The organism is Amycolatopsis sp. NPDC058340 (assembly GCF_042723975.1).
In the GTDB taxonomy this organism is placed as follows: domain Bacteria; phylum Actinomycetota; class Actinomycetes; order Mycobacteriales; family Pseudonocardiaceae; genus Amycolatopsis.
In genome coordinates this window covers 1-20,610 of sequence record NZ_JBHXIB010000026.1, presented here as the reverse complement: position 1 = coordinate 20,610, position 20,610 = coordinate 1, and the positions used below count along the sequence as shown (strand labels likewise).

General features: G+C 69.4%; 16 protein-coding genes and 1 pseudogene. 8 read left to right on the top strand and 9 right to left on the bottom strand.

The window, feature by feature from the left end:
- Positions 1–5 precede the first annotated feature (5 nt).
- The 5 genes and pseudogenes from ACFWIW_RS25665 to ACFWIW_RS25645 all read right to left on the bottom strand — a co-directional run bounded on the left by ACFWIW_RS25665 (position 6) and on the right by ACFWIW_RS25645 (position 7,295).
- A complete protein-coding gene (locus tag ACFWIW_RS25665; protein ID WP_378370791.1) occupies positions 6–1,496 on the bottom strand; it encodes a M1 family metallopeptidase in 1,491 nt (496 codons plus the stop codon).
- Positions 1,497–1,926: 430 nt separating this feature from the next.
- Positions 1,927–3,792, bottom strand: coding sequence for a molecular chaperone HtpG (gene htpG, locus ACFWIW_RS25660; protein ID WP_378370790.1), 1,866 nt, complete (start codon positions 3,790–3,792; stop codon positions 1,927–1,929).
- 29 nt (positions 3,793–3,821) lie between these two features.
- Positions 3,822–5,407, bottom strand: a pseudogene (locus ACFWIW_RS25655) (alkaline phosphatase D family protein).
- 50 nt (positions 5,408–5,457) lie between these two features.
- Positions 5,458–6,075, bottom strand: coding sequence for a hypothetical protein (locus ACFWIW_RS25650; RefSeq protein WP_378370789.1), 618 nt, complete (start codon positions 6,073–6,075; stop codon positions 5,458–5,460).
- Positions 6,072–7,295: a YncE family protein gene (locus ACFWIW_RS25645; protein WP_378370788.1), complete on the bottom strand. Its 1,224-nt coding sequence runs from the start codon at positions 7,293–7,295 to the stop codon at positions 6,072–6,074. Before ACFWIW_RS25645 ends, ACFWIW_RS25650 begins: the two co-directional genes overlap by 4 nt.
- A 144-nt stretch (positions 7,296–7,439) precedes the next feature.
- Between ACFWIW_RS25645 and ACFWIW_RS25640 the strand changes: the two genes are divergently transcribed.
- Positions 7,440–8,579 carry a PucR family transcriptional regulator gene (locus ACFWIW_RS25640; protein WP_378370787.1) on the top strand — a complete coding sequence of 380 codons (1,140 nt, stop codon included), beginning with the start codon at positions 7,440–7,442 and terminating at the stop codon, positions 8,577–8,579.
- 62 nt (positions 8,580–8,641) lie between these two features.
- Entirely contained in the window at positions 8,642–10,300 is a 1,659-nt protein-coding gene (locus ACFWIW_RS25635) for a sulfatase-like hydrolase/transferase (RefSeq protein ID WP_378370786.1), read from the top strand.
- Here ACFWIW_RS25635 and ACFWIW_RS25630 read toward each other — a convergent pair.
- On the bottom strand, positions 10,297–11,253 hold the full coding sequence (locus ACFWIW_RS25630) for a helix-turn-helix transcriptional regulator (RefSeq protein ID WP_378370785.1): 957 nt from the start codon (positions 11,251–11,253) through the stop codon (positions 10,297–10,299). The two genes, ACFWIW_RS25635 and ACFWIW_RS25630, sit on opposite strands and share 4 nt — an antisense overlap.
- 61 nt (positions 11,254–11,314) lie before the next feature.
- Here ACFWIW_RS25630 and ACFWIW_RS25625 point away from each other — a divergent pair, with 61 nt between their 5' ends.
- The gene (locus ACFWIW_RS25625) at positions 11,315–12,472 is read left to right on the top strand and encodes an epoxide hydrolase family protein (RefSeq protein WP_378370784.1); all 1,158 of its coding nucleotides are present in this window, start codon (positions 11,315–11,317) and stop codon (positions 12,470–12,472) included.
- A 265-nt stretch (positions 12,473–12,737) separates the two neighbouring features.
- On the opposite strand, the gene ACFWIW_RS25620 is transcribed toward ACFWIW_RS25625, so the two are convergent.
- Complete coding sequence (locus ACFWIW_RS25620; RefSeq protein WP_378370783.1) at positions 12,738–13,097, bottom strand: arsenate reductase family protein; 360 nt, start codon at positions 13,095–13,097, stop codon at positions 12,738–12,740.
- Between the two features lie 90 nt (positions 13,098–13,187).
- On the opposite strand from ACFWIW_RS25620, the gene ACFWIW_RS25615 reads away from it, so the two are divergent.
- Positions 13,188–13,757 carry a YdeI family protein gene (locus ACFWIW_RS25615; RefSeq protein ID WP_378370782.1) on the top strand — a complete coding sequence of 190 codons (570 nt, stop codon included), beginning with the start codon at positions 13,188–13,190 and terminating at the stop codon, positions 13,755–13,757.
- Position 13,758: 1 nt separating this feature from the next.
- On the opposite strand, the gene ACFWIW_RS25610 is transcribed toward ACFWIW_RS25615, so the two are convergent.
- Complete coding sequence (locus ACFWIW_RS25610; protein WP_378370781.1) at positions 13,759–14,964, bottom strand: PP2C family protein-serine/threonine phosphatase; 1,206 nt, start codon at positions 14,962–14,964, stop codon at positions 13,759–13,761.
- A 9-nt stretch (positions 14,965–14,973) separates the two neighbouring features.
- Entirely contained in the window at positions 14,974–15,669 is a 696-nt protein-coding gene (locus ACFWIW_RS25605) for a TetR/AcrR family transcriptional regulator (RefSeq protein WP_378370780.1), read from the bottom strand.
- A 58-nt stretch (positions 15,670–15,727) separates the two neighbouring features.
- Between ACFWIW_RS25605 and ACFWIW_RS25600 the strand changes: the two genes are divergently transcribed.
- The 4 genes from ACFWIW_RS25600 (at position 15,728) to ACFWIW_RS25585 (ending at position 20,553) form a co-directional block, all read left to right on the top strand.
- Positions 15,728–16,525: a thioesterase family protein gene (locus tag ACFWIW_RS25600; protein WP_378370779.1), complete on the top strand. Its 798-nt coding sequence runs from the start codon at positions 15,728–15,730 to the stop codon at positions 16,523–16,525.
- A 78-nt stretch (positions 16,526–16,603) separates the two neighbouring features.
- On the top strand, positions 16,604–18,658 hold the full coding sequence (locus tag ACFWIW_RS25595) for a hypothetical protein (RefSeq protein WP_378370778.1): 2,055 nt from the start codon (positions 16,604–16,606) through the stop codon (positions 18,656–18,658).
- A 116-nt stretch (positions 18,659–18,774) separates the two neighbouring features.
- Positions 18,775–19,971: an RICIN domain-containing protein gene (locus tag ACFWIW_RS25590; RefSeq protein WP_378370777.1), complete on the top strand. Its 1,197-nt coding sequence runs from the start codon at positions 18,775–18,777 to the stop codon at positions 19,969–19,971.
- 159 nt (positions 19,972–20,130) lie between these two features.
- Positions 20,131–20,553 (top strand): DoxX family protein, encoded by a 423-nt coding sequence (locus tag ACFWIW_RS25585; RefSeq protein WP_378370776.1) that lies wholly within the window; start codon positions 20,131–20,133, stop codon positions 20,551–20,553.
- Positions 20,554–20,610 lie beyond the last annotated feature (57 nt).

Sequence of the window (20,610 nt, the reverse complement as noted above, 5' to 3'; positions counted from 1 at the left end):
AGCCGTCAGGATGCCGGGCCCACCTCCCACTCCGGGTGGCCCGGCATCGGCGGCAAGGTTCCGGAGGCGTACAGCCAGCTCCGCAGGAACGGGCCGAGGTCCTGGCCCGCCACCCTGGACGCGGTCGCGATGAACTGCCCGGTGCCGGCGACCTTGTCGTGGTTCTCGGCGACCCAGGCCCGCTCGATCCGCTGGAAGGTCCCGTCGCCCACCTGCTGCCGCAGCGCGTACAACGTCAGCGCTCCGCCTTGGTACGCCCCGGATCCGAACGGGCGGTTGTCGCCGGGTCCGAAACTCGCCGGATCCGGAGCGGCGACCGGACCGTTCTCGGTGAGCCAGGAGCGATGGGAGCGATACGCGCTCCGCGCCGAGGCGTCCAGCGCGTTCCCATGGTGCGCTTCGCCCCACAGCCATTCGTAGAAGACCGCGTGCCCCTCGTTCAGCCACAGGTCGCCCCACAGCGCAGGGGACACGGAATTCCCGAACCATTCGTGGGCGAGTTCGTGCGCGATGACACTGTCCGCGCCGTTCCGGTCGAAGTTCTCGGGCGTGAGCTGATCCGAGTTCAGCCAGGTGAGCCCCTGGGTCTCCGTGGCCCCGCCGGTCGGGGTCGCGTAGGCGCCCGCGACCCGGCCCGGGAACGGGCCGAGCCGCTGCCCGAGGAACTCGATGGCCGTCCGGTACGTCTCGTCGAGCCGGGGCAGGATCGCCGCGGATTCGTCCGTGGGCAGCGCGTACCGCAGGTCGATTCCGCCCGGTCCCCGCCGATGGGTGACGGTGATCGGGCCGACGCCGACCTGGAGCAGTTCGGTGGCGATCGGCCGCGGCTCGTCGAAGACGCGGGTGGTGCGGCCGCCGGCCGTGGTGGTGGCCAGCAACCGTCCATTCGCGACGGACGTGGCCGCGCCGGAAGTGGTGATTTCGGTGGTGGTGGGCGCTTTCGCCGAAGGGTGGTCGCTCACCGCGAGCACGCGCCGAGCGCCGGTGGGCTGGGTGTGGAGCTGGACGTAGTCACCGGCCCGCCAGAGCCCGTTGACGAGGTCCTCGGGCTTCTCTGGCGGGTTCGCCAAGAGGTCGGGAGCGGTGTTGAACACCGTGACGGCGACGGTGAACCGCGTTCCGTCCCGCACCGGCCGGGCCGGGGTGATGACCAGCTCCCCGTCCGGAGTCGTCCGCCAGGCCGCCGGTTTCCCTTCCACCGCGACGGAACGGACCTGAGGACCGAGCAGGTCCAGGTCGAAACGCGACAACGACTGCGTGGCGCGCAGGCTCAGCCGCGACGTCGCCGTATACGACGAGAGATCCGGCGCGAAATCGAAGGACAGCCGCTGCCGCTCGACCCGGTAGCCGCCGTTGCCCGCGGTCGGCCAGAACGGGTCACCGATACCGGGCGCCCCCGGGGACGGCGGCGCGGGTGCGGCGAGGGCCGGTGGCCCGGCGAGCAGCAGCGCCGCCGCGAGGGCGGTGACGGCGAAGGTCCGTGCTTTGTGGTGCATACCGCCAGCCTGGCCCGATCCGCGCCGAAATGGATCAACCGTTCGGCCGATACGGGATCAACCGCATGGCCGGCGAAGTCCTTCAAGGAGGCCTTCACGGACAGGCGACCGGCTGGACATCCGCGGCGCGCGGACCGGCTGTCGGCCTGCCCCTGCGCGAAAGGTCCACAAAGGACGGTGCGTGTCGCCCGAACGGCCGGTTCATGCCTTTACGCACAGTTCCACGTGGGGGTCGTGAGTGGTGAAGACGGTTAGAACGATCCTTGCCACTCACGAGCCCCGACACAAAGCGAGCCAGCCCGGGTGTCCCTTGTGGGCGGTTCAGGCCACGACCCGGCTCGCAACCTGAAGGGGCCCTTCACCGCATGCGATGCGGTGAAGGGCCCCTTCGTGGCGTCTGATGCGGGGAAAGTCCCCTTCAGCCCCGGAGCTACAGCGACTTCTGGAGGTGCGTGGCCAGCAGCTTCGTGAAGCGCGCGGGGTCGGCCAGTTCGCCGCCTTCGGCGAGCAAAGCCATGCCGTACAACAGTTCCGCGGTCTCCGCGAGCCCGTCGTTCTCCCCCTTCGAGGCGAAGGCGTCCCGCAGCCCGGACACCAGCGGGTGCCCCGGGTTCAGCTCCAGGATCCGCTTGATCTGCGGCAGTTCCTGGCCCATCGCGCGGTACATCTTCTCCAGCGTCGGGGTGACGTCGTTCGTGTCGCCGACGATGCAGGCGGGCGACGTCGTCAGCCGCGACGAAAGCCGGACCTCCTTGACCTGCTCCCCGAGCGTCTTCGTGAGCCAGGTCAGCAGCCCGGAGAACGCTTCCTTCTGCTCGTCGGTGGTGTCGGAGCCGAGTTCGACCTCGCCCTTCGCGACCGACTGGAACTGCTTCTCCTCGAAGCCCGGAACCGCGTCGACCCACATCTCGTCGATCGGGTCGGTGAGCACGAGCACCTCGTACCCCTTGGCCTGGAAGGCTTCCAGATGCGGGGAGTTCTCGATGCTCTGCCGCGATTCACCGGTCAGGTAGTAGATGTGCTCCTGGCCGTCCTTCATCCGCTCGACGTACTCACGCAGCGACGTGAGCTTCTCCGGGTCATTCGTCGAAGCGAACGAGCAGATGTCGAGGATCGCGGTGCGGTTCTCGTGGTCGTCCAGCAGGCCTTCCTTGACGGCGCGGCCGAACTCCTTCCAGAACGTGTCGTACTTGTAGCGGTTCTCGTCGGCCATCATGGTCTTGACCGTCGAAAGCACCTTCTTGACCAGGCGACGGCGGATCAGCTGGATCTGCCGGTCCTGCTGCAGGATCTCGCGCGAGACGTTGAGCGAGAGGTCCTGCGCGTCGACGACGCCCTTCACGAAGCGCAGGTACTCCGGCATCAGCGCTTCGCAGTCGTCCATGATGAAGACGCGCTTCACGTACAGCTGGACACCGCGTTTGCGCTCCCGCATGAACAGGTCGAGCGGCGCGTGCCCGGGCAGGAACAGCAGCGCCTGGTACTCGAAGGTGCCCTCGGCCTGGAGCCGGATCGTCTCCAGCGGGTTGTTCCAGTCGTGCGCGACGTGCTTGTAGAACTCGTTGTACTCGTCCTCGGTGACGTCGGACGACGGCCGGGCCCACAGCGCCTTCATCGAGTTGACCGTGACGACCTCGTCGCCTTCGGTCATCCGGATGGGCCAGGTGATGAAGTCCGAGTACTTCTTGACGATCTGCTTGATCTTCGTGGCCGAGGTGTAGTCGAAGAGCTGGTCTTCGGCGTCCTCTGGCTTGAGGTGAAGGACGACCGACGTGCCCTGCGGCAGATCCGGCACCGTCTCGATGGTGTACGTGCCTTCGCCCTCGGACTCCCAGCGGACGCCCTCGTCCGATCCGGCGCGGCGGGTCAGCAACGTGACCTTGTCGGCCACCATGAAGCTGGCGTAGAAGCCGATGCCGAATTGGCCGATCAGATCCTGCGAAGCCGCGGAATCCTTGGTCTCCTTCAGTTTCTTCAGGAATTCGGCGGTGCCGGATTTCGCGATCGTGCCGATCAGCGCCACGACGTCGTCCCGGCTCATCCCGATCCCGTTGTCCCGCACGGTGAGGGTGCGGTTTTCGGAGTCGGTCGCGATCTCGATGTGGAGATCGTCGGTGTCCGCCTGGAGGTCCTTGTCGCGGAACGCTTCGAGGCGGAGTTTGTCCAGTGCGTCGGAGGCGTTGGACACCAGTTCCCGCAGGAAGGTGTCCTTGTTCGAGTAGATCGAGTGGATCATCAGCTGAAGCAGCTGACGTGCCTCCGACTGGAACTCGAGTGTTTCGGCAGAGGTTGTCACGGGCCGATATTACCCAGCGTGGAACGGGCTCAGGTCAGCCTCCGTCTGGCCACTTCGACCAGCCCGTCGCCGGTGGCCTGTTCGATCGTGGTGACGCACGCCCGGCCCTGCGTCTCGACCGTGGCGATGACGTTGCCGAAATGCGGACCGGACACCTTGGCCCAGGTCAGCGGATCGGGCGCGACGCCGCCGCGGCGGGCCCAGCCGCGCGCGATCGCCGCCACCGGGGACGACCAGGTGGCGGCGAAGGCCAGCCGGAGCGGACGTGGCATGGCGTTGTGAACCGGGGAGCAGGTGAGCTGGTACACCGCCGAGGTCACCGGCTCGGGATAGCGCGCCTCGGCGATATAGGCGTGATGGACGTCGCCCGAGAGCACCGCGATGGTGGCGGGCGGATCGTCCCGGCGTCCCTCACGCGCGATCATCGCCGCGAGCCGGTCGAACGACGCGCGGAACGACGCCCAGTGTTCGAGGTCCGCGGCCTGGCGGATCTTCTCCGCGAGCCGTCCGCGCCACCCGGGCCGATCGCAGGCACGCTCGTTCAGCGACTGCAGGTGGGAGACGACCGGAGGCAGCAGCCACGGGAGCGACGAGCCGATCAGCAGATGGTCGCAGGGCGACGCGGCGTTGTTCTCGATCCAGTCGAATTCGTCGTCGTCGACCATGGACCGGGCGCCGCCGGCGAGGATCCGCCCCGCCCGGCTGTCGATGACCAGCAGGCGCACGGCGCCGAAGTCGCGGCGGTAACTCCATCGCGCGCCCTTGGTGCCGTCGCGGTCGTCGTCGGCCTCGTCGGCGAACGCGGTGAGCAGGCCGGCGTTGTCCCCGCCGGAGGCGATGGCCTTCCGATACGTCGGGTCCTCGGCGAGTTCCGCGGGGCCGAGGTTCCCGAGATGCTGGTAGACCCAGTACGACATGATCGCCCCGCGCAGGCGCTACCGCCACCACGGCTGCGCGCGCATCCGCTGCCGCCACGCGTGGGAGGTGTTCCAGTCGTCGCGGACGTCGTGGTCGTCGAAGATCATCGACGGGGCGCGGTCGAGAGCAGCCACCGGATCGAAGGCTCACCCCAGGCTTCGAGGTAGAGGTGGGTGTACTCCTCGAAATCCTTCACCTCCGTGCCCGGCGGCTCGGAGATGTCGCGACGCTGTTTCAGCCATTCCTGCGTCTCTTCGGTGGTCTCGTCGGCGTAGACCTGATCGCCCAGCATCAGCAGCGCCTGCGGCCACTCGCTCTCCACGCCCGCCGCCATCCGGCGGGCGTACGCGACCAGGGCGTCCGGACCGAAGGAGGCTGCCTCGTGCGGTTTGCGGCACGAGCCGAATACGAGCCGGACCCGTGACTCCTCCTCGGGCAGCGTCCGGATCCGGCTCGGCGGGAACCCGGAATCGGCGAGCGGCCACGCCTTTTCGCCGTCCACACGCACTTCGTATTCGACGCACGAGCCGGGTTCGAGTCCGGTCAGCACGAGCAGGGCGTAATGGTGGCCCTTGATCTCGAACGTCCTCGCGGTCGTACCGAGTACTTCGACCTCACTCGCGGCGGTGGTCTCGACCCACACCGTCGCCGACGTCTCGTCGACATGCCGCAGCAGCGGCCCCAGGCGCAGACTCATTCCCAGAACGGTGCCACAACGAAGCCAAGATCGTGCGCTGAGCGGACCCCTCAGCCGAGCCGCGAAAAGATCTCGCGGATCTCGGCCAGCGACTTCTCCCGTTCGGCGTCGTCCTCGTACCAGCCCTCGGCGGCCCGGTCCTCGACGATCAGCTCGGGGGTGAACTCCTCACCGAACCGGTAGTCGCCGAGGCAGTAGGTGAACCCCGACTCGCTCAGCGGGTCCAGACCCTCCCGGTGGCAGTGGTCGAGGAAGCCTTCGGCCTGCGCCCACCTCGTGCCGTCGAACCAGAACACGCCACCGGCGTAGAGGATCGTCGCCCCCGTCTCCGCGTCGACGATGTTCAGGGATTCGTAGTTCTCCGGCCGGTTCCGCACCAGCGCGACGAGGTCTTCGGGGACACCGCCGTAGAGCGACTCCTGCTCCTCGTAGGTGCCTTCGGCGTACAGGTTCAGCGCCGATTCGTGGTCGAAGGTCAGCAGCAGCGCGCGTCCGTCCGGGGTGAAGTACCAGACCGCCGACTGGCCGCCACCGTCGTTCCAGGCGTAGCGCACCGCGCCGTCGACCTCGATCGGCTCGATCCCGGTGACCGCGTCGATCACCGCGGCACGCCGCCGCACCTCGTCGAGGGATGTCGCACCGAGGGCCGCCCAGATCTCTTCGCTCACCCGCGCAGACTACCGGTGCGCACGTGGCCGATCCGGATGCGCTGCGGGTGGTCGCCGACCGGGACGGACTTCACCTTCGCGCCGGTCGCGAAGTCGATCGCGGTCACCTGGTCGGATCCGCTTTCCGAGATGACGCAATGCCTTCCGTCGCCGCTCACGGTCGCCCAGTACGGCTTCGCGGCGGTCACGAGCGGCCCTTCCCGCAGGCTCGCGCGGTCCACGATGGTCGCGTAGTCGTCCATCGTCCCGGCGACGCAGAGCTTGTCACCCGCGGGGCTCATCGAAAGCCCGTGGTGGCGCGAGTCGTTGACCCAGGTCGTGCGGTCTTCGCTGGTGTTCGGGTTCTTCGGCAGCGTCTTCGACCGCGTGATCCGGTCGGTGGCGACGTCGTATTCGAGAAGGCCGTTGAAGAACGACACCTGGAAGTACAGCTTCGACTCGTCGGGCGTGAAGGCCACCGGCCGGACCGCGTCGGAGAGGTCCTTGCGCCCGAAGGCGTCCAGGCGTTCACGCATGTCGATCACCTTGACCTGTTGGAAGGTGTTCGCGTCGACCACGGTGATCTTCCGGTCGCCCTTGGTGAAGTCCTGCCACGGCGCGTCGAGCGCGGTGTTCACCTCGCCGATCGAGCTGTTCCAGAGGTACCGGCCGCCGTCGGTGTAGGTGTTCTCGTGCGGTTTGTCCCCGGTCTTGAACGAGCCGAGCTGTCGTCCGGTCTCGATGTCGAGCACGTGGACGGTGTTCGACGTCGAGGCCGACACCGCGATACTGCGTCCGTCCGGCGACACGGCCATGTGGTCGGAGCGGAAACCCGACACCGGGAACCGCCAGTTGACGTCGCCGGTGGCGAGGTCGATCGACACGACGTCGGCGAAACTCGGGCGGGACGCGACCACCGCACGGCCGTCCGGGGTGGTGTAGAGATCGTCGACGAGCTGGTCGTGTCCCTCGCCGACGCCGTTGCGGATACCGAGGAAGAACGCGAGCTTGATCGGGTTCAGGTAGATCTCGGTGAGCCGTTCGTCCTTGTCCGGCACCATGTTCACGCGCGCGATCTTGGCGTAGTCGCCGGAGGGCGCGATGACGTCCGCGGTCCCCTCCCAGTTGTTGCCGACGAACAGCACCTGCCGCAGGCCGTCTTCCGCCGCGGCGGGCGCCGAGCCAAGTGCCGCGGCGAGGCAGGTCACGAGGACGGTGTTCAGCAACCGGCGTTTCCGCATCACGCGCACCTTTCGGCGAGGGCCTGTTACCTTTCGGTAGCTCACAGGAAACCAACCGGCCGGACACCCTCGGTAGGGGACGGTCGCCAAGGACCGACGGCTTCGTTGTGCACCGGACACAATCCGCGCGGGAAGGCGGTGGCGATGGCGCACCGGTCGCTCCACGACGTGCTGGCCGAGATGGCCGCCGACGCCGACGTCGTCGACGAAGTGGTCCGGGCCGCCCGCACGGAGTCACCGGAGGTGGCGACCCTGCCGGTGAGCGAGAACCGGCGGCACGTCGCGATCGTGCTCGCCGCCGGCCTCGCCTCCTTCGACCGGCCGGGCGGGGCCGGGGAGCAGGACTACGCCGCCGCCGCCGTGCTCGGCGCGGACCGGGCCGCGCAGGGCGTGCCGCTCGCCGCGTTGTTGCGCGGGGTGCAGGCGGGCCGCAGCCGCGCGGTCGAGATCGCCGTCGAACGCGGCAAGGCGGCCGGGGTGCCGGACGGCGTCATGCTGGCGGCGCTGGTCGATTTCGACCGGAACACGCGCGCGCTCGAACGGCAGGTCATCGCCGGCTATCACGAGGCCGAACTCGAACTCACCCGGACGGTGCACGACAGCCGCGCCCGGGTGCTGCGGCGGCTGCTGGGCGGCGACACGGCGGCGCCCTCGGCGGAGGAGGTCGCGAACGTCGGGCTGAATCCGGGCGGGCGCTACCACTGCCTGCTCTCCGACGTCGGCGATCCGTACCAGGCGCGGGTCGTCGAGCGACGGCTCGGCGCGACGGGCGGCGTCTTCGGCCTGGTCGACGGGCGGCTGACCGGGCTGGCGCCGCGGCTTCCCGCCCCTTCGGCGCTCGGGGACGACGTCCTCATGGTGGTCTCCCCCGCCGTCCCGCTCGCGGAGGTCCGCGGGATGCACGCGCTGTGCGTGATGGCGCTGCCGACGGCCGCGCGGTCCCGCGGTCTGCACGCGGTGGCCGATCTGGCCGTCGAGACCGCGCTCGCCGCCCAGCCGGGGCTCGCCGCGCTGCTCGGTGACACCCTGCTGAGCGCGCTGACGCCGGGCGACGACTTCCACGAGCAGCTCGTCTCGACGGCGCTGGCCTACCTCGATCACGGGCGGCGGCTCGACCAGACGGCCGCGGCGCTGCACGTCCACGCGAACACCGTCCGGTACCGGCTCGCCCGGCTCGGCGAGATCACCGGGGCGTCGCTCGACCCGCCGGAAGACGACGGCGGCACGCATGTGCGGCACACCGTCGGCTGGTGGTGGGCGCTGCGTACCTGGCGATCGGGCTGAACCGCCGGGCCCCGCCGTCCGTGTAACCCGGTGAAGGCTTCTCCACCCGGAAGGAACCCGCCTTGTCGGTTTTCCCGCGCCCCGCCCTCGTGGGCCTGCCCGGCGACCGGACGGCCGCCCGCGAGATCGCGTCCAGCGCGGTGACCACCCTGTCCGCCGTTCTCGTGCTGTTCGCGCTGCTCGCGCCGGACGACCTCGACGCGCTGACCCCCGAGGCGTTCGTGCGGTTGCCGGTGGAGGCACTGCTCGGGGTGGCGGTGGTGCTCATGCTGCGCGACGGCGCCCGGCGGATCGTCGCGGTGTCCGCCGGCGCGCTCCTCGGGCTGCTGACCGTGTTCAAGGCCATCGACATCGGTTTCGGGCTCGCGCTCGACCGGCGGTTCAACCCGGTTTTCGACTGGGGTGTGCTCGGCAACGGCGTCGACCTGCTCGGCACGTCGATCGGCCGGGCTGGCGCGATCGCGTCGTTCGCCGGGCTGACGCTGCTCGCGGTGGTGGTGATCGTGCTGATGGCGCTGGCCGTGCTGCGGTTGAGCCGGGTGGTGGCCGGACGGCGCACGGCGTCGACCCGGGTGACGGCCGTGCTCAGCGTGGTCTGGATGGTGTGCGCGGTCTCCGGCGCGCAGCTCGCTCCGGGGCAGCCCCTCGCTTCGCGCAGCGCGGTCGCCTTCGCCTACGACGACCTCCGCCAGGTTCGGGCCGGGATCCGGGACAGGCAGGCCTTCGCCGAGGAAGTCGCCGTCGACGCCTTCCGTGACACGCCGTCATCCGGACTGCTGAACGCGTTGCGCGGCAAGGACGTGCTGTTCACCTTCATCGAGAGCTACGGCCGGGTGGCCGTCCAGGACTCGGACATCGCGCCCAAGGTCGACGCGGTCCTCGACGCCGGGACCGCGCGGCTGAAGAACGCGGGATACGGCTCGCGCAGCGCGTTCCTGACGTCGCCGACGACGAGCGCGGGCAGCTGGCTGGCGCATTCCACGTTCCAATCCGGGGTGTGGGTCGACAGCCAGCACCGCTACGACGACTTCGTGAAGACCGACCGGTTCACGCTCGGCGGCGCTTTCAAACGCGCGGGCTGGGAGACCGTCGGCGTCGTCCCCGCGCACACCGAGGACTGGCCGGAGGGCAAGGTCTACGGCTACGACCGCTACTACGACTCACGAAACATCGGATATCGCGGCCCGCCGTTCTCCTACGCCACGATGCCGGACCAGTTCACGCTTTCGGCTTTCCAGCGCGCCGAACGCGATCGGAACCGCCCGCCGCTCATGGCGGAGATCGACCTCGTCACCAGTCACTGGCCGTGGACGCCGCTCCCCCGCATGGTCGACTGGGCCGCCGTCGGCGACGGGTCGGTCTACAACCCCATGCCCTCGCAAGGGAAAACGCCCGAAGAGGTCTTCACCGACCCCGCCAAGGTGCGTGGCGCGTACGGCGACTCGATCGCGTATTCGCTGAACTCGCTCATCTCGTACGTGGAGACCTACGGCGACGACGACCTCGTCCTCGTGTTCCTGGGCGACCACCAGCCGAACCCGATCGTCGCCGGCGCGGGCGCGGATCACGACGTCCCGATCACGGTGGTCACGCGGGACAAGGCCGTACTCGACAAGATCGCCGGGTGGAACTGGCAGGACGGCCTGAACCCGGACCGGAACGCGCCGGTGTGGCGAATGGACTCGTTCCGGGACCGGTTCCTGACCACCTTCGCCCGCTAGCCGGTCGCGTCGCGATATCGGCAGGCCAACTCGCGCAAGTAGTCGACTAATTGCGTGGGTTCGGTGACGCGGAACGGGAGATTGAGCAGTCCTAAGTGGACAGCCATCGTCTCGATACTGTCTGCGCCGGTGTGCAGGACGCAGGTGTTCGCGTCGACGGCCTCCACCGTCCCGACGGCGGGGTTGATCCGCGCGGTCACCTCTTCGGCGGACGCGTGCACGGTGACGTCGGCCCGGTATCGCCAGGCGGCGGACGACACCCCGCGCCGCACGCGGTCCGTGACGTCTTCCGGCAGCTCGCGCGCGGTGAACCGCGGGCCGGTGGGGATACGCGGGGTCAGCCTGTCGACCCGGAAGGTGCGCCAGTCGCCGCGGTCGAGGTCCCAGGCGACCAGATACCAGCGGCGCCCCCAGTTCACCAGGCGATACGGCTCGACCTTGCGGACGCTTTCCGAACCGTCGTGGGCGAGGTAGCCGAAACGCAGTACCTCGCGATCCCGGCAGCAGGCCGTCAGCACGGTGAGCGTCTCGGCGGCGACGCGCGGGCCGGGCTCGTCCCTCGGCACCGGGACCGTGTACGCCTGCAAGGCGTTCACGCGGCGGCGCAACCGGGACGGCAGCACCTGCTCCAGTTTGGCGAGCGCGCGCAACGACGTCTCCTCCACGCCCGCGATGGTGCCGCCCGCCGCGGTGCGCAGGCCGATCGCGACCGCGACGGCCTCCTCGTCGTCCAGCAGCAGCGGCGGCAGGTCGGCGCCCGCGCCGAGCCGGTAGCCGCCGACGGAACCGCGGGTCGCGTTCACCGGGTACCCGAGCGCGCGGAGACGCTCGACGTCGTTGCGGATCGTGCGGGCACTGACCTCCAGGCGTTCCGCCAGTTCGGTGCCGGTCCAGTCGCGGGGCGTCTGCAGCAGGGAGAGCAGACGGAGCAGTCTTGCCGAGGTTTCCAACATTTCTTCAGGCTGCTCCTTTATTAGGAACGGGATGTTCCTAATGGCACTCTACCTTGGTCTCATGAACGCAAACACCGAGATCAAGCCCTTCCGCGTCGAGGTCCCGCAGGCCGAACTGGACGACCTCGCCGACCGCCTGGCCCGCGTCCGCTGGGCGAACGAACTTCCCGCCGACCAGGTGACCGACGGGGTGCAGCGCGGACCGGTCACGCCGGGCTGGGAGTACGGCGTGCCGCTGGAGTACGTGCGGCGCCTGGTCTCGTACTGGCGCGAGGGCTACGACTGGCGGAAGTGGGAGGCGAAGCTCAACGAATACCCGCAGTTCACCACGGAGATCGACGGGCAGAACATCCACTTCCTGCACGTCCGCTCGCCCGAGGCGGACGCGAAACCGCTGATCCTCACGCACGGCTGGCCGAACTCGGTCTTCGAATACCTCGGCCTCATCGACGAGCTGACGGACCCGGTTTCCCACGGGGGCGACGCGGCGGACGCGTTCCACGTGGTCATCCCGTCGCTGCCCGGGTTCGGCTTCTCCGGCCCGACGCGGGAGAAGGGCTGGAACCGGTACCGTACGGCTCAGGCTTGGGCCGAGCTGATGCGCCGCCTCGGCTACGAGCGTTACGGCACGCACGGGAACGACGCCGGTTCGTTCGTCGCCCCCGAGGTCGGCCGCGTCGACGCCGAGCACGTGCTCGGCGTGCACGTCACCCAGCTGTTCTCGTTCCCCAGCGGCGATCCGGCGGAATTCGAGGGCATGACCGAGAAGGAACTGGAGTACCTGCAGTTCCTGCAGGCCTTCAACGACGACATGTCCGGCTACGCGAAACTCCAGGAGAGCGCGCCGCAGAACCTCGCGCACGCGCTGGCCGACTCGCCGGCCGGGCAGCTGGCCTGGAGCGCGCAACTGCTTTCGGCCACGAACGACGATCACGTGCTCACCAACGCCACGCTGTACTGGCTCACCAACACCGCGGCTTCGGCGGCGCGGTTCTACTACGAGGACAAGCACAGCGAGCATCCGGCCGAACCGACGACCGCGCCGACCGGGCTGGCCAGCTTCGCCTACGACTTCCGTCCGCTGCGGCGCTTCGCCGAGCGGGACCACGCGAACATCGTTTCGTGGCAGGAATTCGACCGCGGCAGCCACTGGGCGACGCAGGACGCGCCGGACCTGCTGGTGGGAGACATCCGGGCGTTCTTCCGCAAGCTTTCTTGACGCCTCGCCGCAAGTCCGTGAAGGCCTCCTTGGGGGACCTTGGGTCCCTCAAGGAGGCCTTCACGGACTTGGGAAGGTGAGGTTCCTCGCCTGAGCCGCCTTCACGCGCCGCCGCTGGGACAGGTGGCGTTGCCGAGGCCTCGGGTGGCGATCGCGTCGTCCGTGAGGGCCTCCTTCCTTACCTTGAGGGTAGGCAAGGAGGCCCTCACGGACCTGCGACCAACGGCCAGTAGGTACCTAACCGTCCTTGCCACTCACGAGGTCATCAGCCGGGAAGTACCGACTGAACGGCCTCCGGGGTCCGCCCGACCACGGTCGTGCCGTCGTCGGCGGTGATGATCGGCCGCTGGATCAGCTTCGGATGCGTGGCCAGCGCCCCGATCCACCGGTCGCGGTCGGCGGGGGTGCGCCCCCACGTCTTGAGTTCGAGTTCCTTCGCGATCGGCTCGGCGGTGCGGGTGATGTCCCACGGCTCGAGCCCGAGCCGCTTCAGGACGGCCTTCAGTTCCTTCGCCGTCGGCGGCTCTTCGAGGTATTTCCGCACGGTGTACTCGGCCCCCGCCTCGTCCAGCATCGACACCGCGGCCCGGCATTTGGAACACGCCGGGTTCACCCAGATCTCCATCCGGGGCCACTCCCTTCGAAAAGTGCTCACTCGATGAGCACTTTGCTTCCGATGATGGTCACAGACTCCTACGACGAAAGGAACCCTGCCATGGACGAGACCACCGTCAGCGCCGCCTCCCCCGCCGAGTGGCGGGCCTGGCTCGCCGAGCACGCCGAGACCGAGAAGGAGGTCTGGCTGGTCATCCGGCACAAGGGCAGCGGCGTCCCGAGCGTCCGGATCGAAGAGGCGATGGAGCAGGCCCTGTGCTTCGGCTGGATCGACGGGCTGCACCGGAAGAACGACGCCACAAGTTCGCGGTTGCGGTTCACCCCGCGCGATCCCCGGAGCACGTGGAGCCGGGTCAACCGCGAGCGGGCCGCCCGCCTGGTCGCCGGAGGACAGATGACCGAACGCGGCCAGGCGATGATCGACTTGGCCAAGGCGAAGGGCCGCTGGCAGGTCGTGCCGGACGGCGACGGCGTCCCGGGCGACCTGCGTGCCCGGCTCGACGCCGACGAGGCCGCCCGCACCCATTTCGAGAAGTTCCCGCCGTCGTCGAAGAGGCTCATCCTGGAATGGATCCTGACGGCGAAGAAGCCGGAAACCCGCGAGCGACGGATCGCCAAGACCGTCGAACTCGCGGCCGTGAACGTCCGCGCGAATCACCCGGTCCGGTGACTCAGTTCGGTTGGCACCTGGCCACCAGGAGGGCGATGTCGTCCTGCGCCGGCGTGTTGCCGACGAGCGCGGCCATCACCCGCGCGCACACCACTCCGGGCTGATCCGCGGAGACCACGTCCGCGAGCCGCCGCAGGCCGACGTCGATCAGCTGATCCCGGCGCTCGACGAGACCGTCGGTGTAGAAGGCGAGCACGGCACCGGGCGGCAGTTCGACGACGGTTCTTCGGCGCCCCGGCCCGGTGACCCCGATGGGCGGATCGACCGGCGCGTCGACGAACACCGACGGACCGCCGGGCGGCGCGAGCACCGGCGGCAGATGCCCCGCCAGCGAGATCGCCATACTGTCGCGCGAAGCCGCCACCAATCCGTAGACGACGGTGGCCAGCGAACCCGGCTCGAAATGCTGCACCTTGCGGTCCAGTTTGGACAGTACTTCCGCCGGGTCGTCCGATTCGAGCGCGTAGGCGCGCAGCGCGCTGCGCAGCCGCCCCATGATCACGGCGGCGTTGAGGCCGTGTCCGGCGACGTCGCCCATCACGATGCCGAGCCGTCCACCCGGCAGCGAGAACAGGTCGTACCAGTCACCGCCCACCCCGGGTTCGGTACCCGGGACGTACCTCGCGGAGAACTGGATTCCCGGCACGGCGGGCAATCGCGCGGGCACCAGGCTCCGTTGCAGCGCGGCCGCGGCCGCGCGATCGGTCGACGAGAGTTCGATCTGCACCGCCAGCGCGAGGCGCGCGGCCACGAGTCGCAGGAGTTCGATGTCGGTCTCGGAGAACTCCCTCGGCGTCAGCGACCCGACGTGCAGGACACCGATCAGGTCGTCGCCCGCGAGCATCGGCACGCCGAGCAGCGTGTGCAAGCCTCGTTCCCACAGGAGCGCGTTCACCACGGTGGTCTCGTCGACGTGGTCGATGATCACCGGGCTGCGTTGCGCGGCCACCTGGCCCGCGAAACCGGCGCCGACGGGGACCCGGACGTCCTGATAGACCTCTTCCTCGATCCCGGAAGCGGCGATCGCCTGCAGCAGCTGGGCCGACGGGTCGTGCCGCAGCACGGTGGCGGTGTCGACACCGAGAACCTCGCGCACGCGGGCCAGGATCGTGGTCATCACCTTTTCCTGGCCGAGGTGACCCAGCGCCGTGTCGGTGATGGCTTCGAGCACCTGGAGCCGATCGTCGGCTGTCGGGGTCTCGGGCATGCGCAGAGCCTAGCCAGTCCGGCCCGCGGCCACCGCCCAGCCCGCCGCCAGTCCGTCGAGGTCCTCCGCCAGTACGGCACTCGGCGGAATGGCGTCGCGCGGGACGCGGCAGGCGAGCGCCGTGCCGAGACCGGCCATCCGGATGACGGTGTCGATCAGCGCCTCCGGCTCCTCCGGCCAGTCGAACCCCGGCTGGGCGATCAGCAGGCTCACGCAGCCGTGCATCGCCGACCAGAGGCCCATCGCGAGGACCTCCGGTTCGCCGCGCAGGATCCCGGCCCGCACGCAGGCGGCGGTCGCGTCGGCGAGATACCGGGAACAGGCGACCGCGCCGGGTGACGAACCGCCGGAGGGACGCATCAGGAGTACCCGGTATTGCACCGGATGGTCGAGGGCGAACCGGGCGTACACCCGGGCGCAGCGGCTGAGGGCGCGCATCGGATCGGCGACCTCGACGGCGTGCTCGCGCATCCGGCGCGCGAGTTCGTCCCACACCCGCAGGCAGACCGCCTCCAGCAAGGCGTCACGGCTGGGGAAATGCGCGTAGACCGACGGCGTGGAGACGCCGGTGCGCCTCGCGACGGCCCGCAGTGTCAGCGCCTCGTCGCTCCCCGCCTCGCCGAGCAGGGCGTCGGCGGCCGACAAGATCTCGCCGCGCAGCTTGTCCCCTTCGCCCGGCCGCGCCTTCGTCCGCTTCGCGCCCATGCCGTGATGCTGCCAGCATTGACTTGACACCGTCAACTTGACGGTGTCAGCTTGAGTCATGGCGCATTTCCGGACCGCGACCGCCCTCCGCCGCCGAGACGGCGAACCGGTCTTCGACACCGAACTCGATCCACAGTGGACGATCGGGACGAAGCTGCACGGCGGCTATCTCCTCGCCGTCCTCGCCAAGGCCGCCGCCGAGGTCTCCTCGCATCCGCATCTGACCGCGATCAGCGGCTCGTTCTCGGTGGCCCCCGAGCCCGGCCCCGCGGTCGTCGAGGTCGAGGTGCTGCGCGAGGGGCGCGGCCTCACCCAGCTGCGTGCCCGGCTGAGCCAGCACGGCGCGCCCTGCACCGAAGCGCTGATCACCCAAGGCGTCCTGACCGACGGCGACGCGTGGTGGTCCGGAGTGGATCCGGTGGAGATCCCGCCGGAGCAGGACTGCCTGCCCGTGCCCGCCGACGGCGGTGGCGGATTCCGCATCGGACTGATGGACGTCGTCGAGCAGCGGCTCGACCCGGCCGCGGCGGGTTTCGCGGTGGGACAGCCGTCCCGAAAGGGCGTGATCTCGTCCTGGCTGCGGCTCGCCGACGGCAGCGACTGGGACCCGGTGAGCCTGCTCGTCGCGCTCGACCCGGTACCGCCGATCTCCTACGACCTCGGCATCGCGGGCTGGGCGCCGACCGTCCAGTTCACCGCGTACCTGCGCGGGCTCCCGGCGCCGGGTCCGGTGCGGGTGCGGATGCGCGCGGGCGAGCTCGGCGGTGACCGGATGGACGAGGTCGCGGAGCTTTGGGACGAAAAGAACCGGTTGATCGGGCAAGCGACCCAGATCGCCGCCGTCCGGCTCCCCTGAACCACCCGAAAGCGGGTTCATGACGCGCCGCCGGGAGCTAAGATCCGGCTTCGACGTCATTGTTCTGGGGGCAGGACCATGGAAGTGGAACCACGTCGCGCGGGCGAGAACGACTCCGATCCCGGCGGAGCCGAGATCACCCGGCTCTGCCGGACCCTGGTGCCGCTAGCCGCCGCCGGCAAGTACGCCGAGGCCGCGTCGACCTATCGCTGGGTGACCAGGGCCTCGTCCGGTGATCCGCTCCGGTACGGCGATCACGCGTTGCGGCTGGAATTCTGCGCCCTCACCGGCAACGAGCACACCGGTCTCGATCTTCTGTCGCTTTTGGACGGTGTCGGCGACCATTCGGACGCCGTCGGCAGGCTCGAGTTCTTCGCTTCGGCGGCGCTGCTCACCCGCCGGTTGACGGAAACCGGATACGGCGACATCCCGTTCGTCCTCAACGGCCCGTACGACGGCGTTCCCCTGAGCAGGCTGCACGAGCGGATGCGGGCGGCGGCGTTCGTCGAAGCCGAGGAGCTCGACGGACGCGAGCACACCGGCTATTTCACCGGCTACGCCGAACGGAAGATGGCCGCGAAACCGGTCGCGGAATTCGTCCCGCTCCTGCCGTCGGCGCTCCCCCGCGTCCCGATCCTGCCGCCGCCCGGATTGTCCGCGGAGGAGCTCGTCATCCGGGCGGAGATCCACAACCACCGGTGCGAACCGGAGGAGGCGCGGGCCTGTCTCGACGCGATCGAAAGCGTCCCGGACGAAATCGAGCCTCGGCTGAGCGAACTGCGCGCGATCTTCTTCCAGGGCGAGGGCACCGAGGAGCGCCTGCGTGACGCGGCGGCCGGATTCCGGCGCCAGGGCGACGAAATCCGCTTTCTGCTCAACCAGTGCTGGCTTGGCCTGTGGCTCGTCTTCGACGATCAGGCCGAGACCGGGGTCGCGTTGACGACGGTGGCCGCGGCACGGTTGCGCGCCGGGACGGACGAGCGCGCCGCCTGCTGGGGCGAATACTGGCTGGCGCACGTGCTTTCCGGGCAGGGCCGCACTTCCGAGGCGTACGAGGCCTTGCGACGGGGCGCCGAGCGGGCTCGCGCAGCGGGGGATCCTTTGCTCCACGGGACACTTCTGTGTCTCGAAGCGTCGTTGCGGAACGGCGACGGCGAGGATCCGGCGGCCACACTGGAACTCGCGCGGGCGGCGACGGACGCCTTCATCGTCGGGAACGTCGGCGAGAAGGCGGTCGAGGCCGTCGAACAGGTCCGGATCGCTTACGAACGAACGGGATCGCTCGACGAACTGGACGTTTTCGTGGAGCTCCTGCTGGCGACGCTGCCCGTCGGCGGCCCGGAACGGTTGCGCGGACATCTCCGCCACCTCCGGGCGCTGTCGCTGATCGGCACCGGCAGATTCGCCGAAGCCGTCGACGACGCCTACGCGTCTCTCGGTGTCGCCGCGTCGAAAGGCAAGGACACCGCGGAACATTGGTACGTCCTCGTCACCGCGCTGCACGGCGCCGGCCGCTACGACGAAGTGCTCGACGTCGCGCCCCGCGCCATCGCCCTGCTCGCCGCGTCACCGGACTGGGGCCACCGCTGCCGGTGGATGTACGCCGACAGTTACCGCGCGCTTGGCGAATCTTCGCGTGCCTTCAACGAATACGCCGTCCTCGCCGAAATCCTCCAGGATTCGGGCGACACCGGGCATTCCTACATCTCGGTGAGCATGGCCGCCGCCGAACAACTCGACCTGCTCGGCTACGGCGCGAACGCCGCCGACTTCTACGCGCGGGCCGCCGACGCGGCCTTGGCGATCGGCGGCGGTTACGTGGCCGCCACTTGCCGTAACGCCGCGACGCTTTCCCGGCTGCGGTCCGGCGACGTCGACGCGGCGCTGAGCGCGCTCGACGCCGCGGAAACCGCCGTGCACGCCGTGGAAACCGAAACCGCGCCGGCCAGGGAACATCTCGTCGCGCAGCTCGACCACGTCGCCGCCCACGTGCTGAGCGCCGCCGGCCGCGTCCGCGAGGCCGCCCGCCGCGCGCTCAGCGCCGCCGAAACGTTCCACCGGATAGGCGAAGCCGAGTCCGCCCGTGACGTCGACCTGTTGCTCGAACAGATACTCCTCGGCGAACAGACGTGACGTGTGTCCTGTTCTGTCAGTGACATTCCCATCTTCCGGCGCTTATGATTCCTGGCGGTCTAGACCTCTTTGACGCATCCGGATGCCTCATCCCTGCGAGGTAAAGGCGGTTCGGCATGACCGGAAGAATCTCCAGACTCGTGGCCGGCGCGGTGCTGGCGCTCGGCGTCCTGTCCCTGCCCGCTCCCGTGGCGGCCGCGGCCGAAGCCTCGGTGGTCTGCGACGGTGACGGCGTCAGCGGCAAACGCGTTCAGGCGCTTTATGTCCGCGGGAACACGCAAGCGGACCGGTACGGGCAGTTCGTCGGCCAATTCCAGACCTTCACGAGCCAGATCGACGACATCTTCGTCGAAGCCGCGGCCCGGCTCGGCGGCGGCGTCCGGCACGTCAGGTACGTGCACGACGCGAGCTGCCGGGCGACGGTCGCGAACGTCGTCATCGCCCAGTCCGCGATGGCCAACGTGGACACGATCACCAACGCCATCAAGGCACAGGGCCACAACCGCGCCGACCGCAAGTACATCGTCTGGTACGACGCGGGCGGCTGCGGGCTCGCGTTCGGCAACGGCGGGAACGACAGCCCCGGCGCGAGCAATCCGTACAACGGCGGCCCGCATTACGCGACGGTCGGCACGGGATGCTGGAGCTGGCAGGCCACCGGGCACGAACTCCTGCACAACCTCGGCGCCGTCCAGGGCAGCGCGCCGAACGGGACACCGTACGGCCATTGCTGGGACGACGAAGACATCATGTGTTACGACGATGGCGGTCTCCCGCCGGGCGGTCTGAAGAAGGTGTGCCCCGGCGCGCCGGAGAACCAGATCGACTGCCTCGGCGACGACTACTTCCACACCAATCCCGCGCCCGGCAGCTACCTCGCCACCCATTGGAACGTCGCGAACAGCGAGTACCTGATCCGGAGCGGCACCCCGTATCCCGCCGGGCGGATCACCGGCGTGACCGGGAAATGCGTCGACGTCGACCATTCGCAGCTCGCGAACGGCACGGCGGTGCGGCTGTGGAACTGCAACGGCACCCCGGCGCAGACGTGGGCCGTGCAGAACGGGACGCTGCGCGCGCTCGGGAAATGCCTGGACGTCGCCGGCAGCGGCACGGCCGACGGCACGCGGGTGCAGCTGTGGGACTGCAACGCGACCGGCGCGCAGACCTGGCGACGGCAGGGCACGACACTGGTCAACCCGCAGTCCGGCAAATGCCTCGACGTCGAGGGCGGCGCCACCGGCGAGGGCACCCGGCTGGTGATCCGGACCTGCGACGGGGCGGCGGGCCAGTCCTGGCAAGTTCCCGCTTGAGCCGCGTTTAGTCCTCTGAACGCGGCTCGCGATGCCGGCGGATGTGTCGCGAAAGCCACTTTCGGGACATCAGGCGTCTCGAAAGTGGCTTTCGCGACATGGGCCTGGCTCCCCGCCGGCGTCTTGCCAGCCCCGCTCACCAGGAGAAAGATCCCCGGCATGTCCGGAGGAACCAGCGGTACCCGAAGCCTGTCCATCGGCTCGATCGCGCTGTGGATCGTGCGCGTCGCGCTCGCCGCCGAGTTCCTCTACAGCGGCTACCTGCTGTTCTCGGGTGGCCACACCGAACAGGTCTTCGCCGAGATCGGGCTCGGGCAGTGGCTCCGGTACGTCACCGGCGTACTCGAGGTCGCCGGCGCGATCGGCCTGCTCGTGCCCCGCTTCGGCGGACCGTCGGCGCTGCTGCTGGCGGGGGTCATGGTGGGCGCGAGCGTGACGGAACTGTTCATCCTCGCCGACGGCGGCCCGGTCCTCCCGCTGATCCTGCTGATCGTCTGCGCGACGCTGGCCTGGTTCCTCCAGGATCAGACGCGGGCCCTGCTCGGGATCAAAGCTCCCGAAGGCGACGAGGACGACCTCTAGGCACACCGCCCGAGGCGTTGCGAAAGCCACTTTCGCAACGTTGAAGGTTGCGAAAGT

Bases quoted from the DNA above. Each gene is read 5' to 3' on its own strand.
- ACFWIW_RS25665 (WP_378370791.1), bottom strand. From the start codon at position 1,496: ATGCACCACAAAGCACGGACCTTCGCCGTCACCGCCCTCGCGGCGGCG.
- ACFWIW_RS25645 (WP_378370788.1), bottom strand. From the start codon at position 7,295: ATGCGGAAACGCCGGTTGCTGAACACCGTCCTCGTGACCTGCCTCGCC.
- ACFWIW_RS25640 (WP_378370787.1), top strand. From the start codon at position 7,440: ATGGCGCACCGGTCGCTCCACGACGTGCTGGCCGAGATGGCCGCCGAC.
- ACFWIW_RS25630 (WP_378370785.1), bottom strand. From the start codon at position 11,253: ATGTTGGAAACCTCGGCAAGACTGCTCCGTCTGCTCTCCCTGCTGCAG.
- ACFWIW_RS25625 (WP_378370784.1), top strand. From the start codon at position 11,315: ATGAACGCAAACACCGAGATCAAGCCCTTCCGCGTCGAGGTCCCGCAG.
- ACFWIW_RS25620 (WP_378370783.1), bottom strand. From the start codon at position 13,097: ATGGAGATCTGGGTGAACCCGGCGTGTTCCAAATGCCGGGCCGCGGTG.
- ACFWIW_RS25615 (WP_378370782.1), top strand. From the start codon at position 13,188: ATGGACGAGACCACCGTCAGCGCCGCCTCCCCCGCCGAGTGGCGGGCC.
- ACFWIW_RS25610 (WP_378370781.1), bottom strand. From the start codon at position 14,964: ATGCCCGAGACCCCGACAGCCGACGATCGGCTCCAGGTGCTCGAAGCC.
- ACFWIW_RS25605 (WP_378370780.1), bottom strand. From the start codon at position 15,669: ATGGGCGCGAAGCGGACGAAGGCGCGGCCGGGCGAAGGGGACAAGCTG.
- ACFWIW_RS25600 (WP_378370779.1), top strand. From the start codon at position 15,728: ATGGCGCATTTCCGGACCGCGACCGCCCTCCGCCGCCGAGACGGCGAA.
- ACFWIW_RS25595 (WP_378370778.1), top strand. From the start codon at position 16,604: ATGGAAGTGGAACCACGTCGCGCGGGCGAGAACGACTCCGATCCCGGC.
- ACFWIW_RS25590 (WP_378370777.1), top strand. From the start codon at position 18,775: ATGACCGGAAGAATCTCCAGACTCGTGGCCGGCGCGGTGCTGGCGCTC.
- ACFWIW_RS25585 (WP_378370776.1), top strand. From the start codon at position 20,131: ATGTCCGGAGGAACCAGCGGTACCCGAAGCCTGTCCATCGGCTCGATC.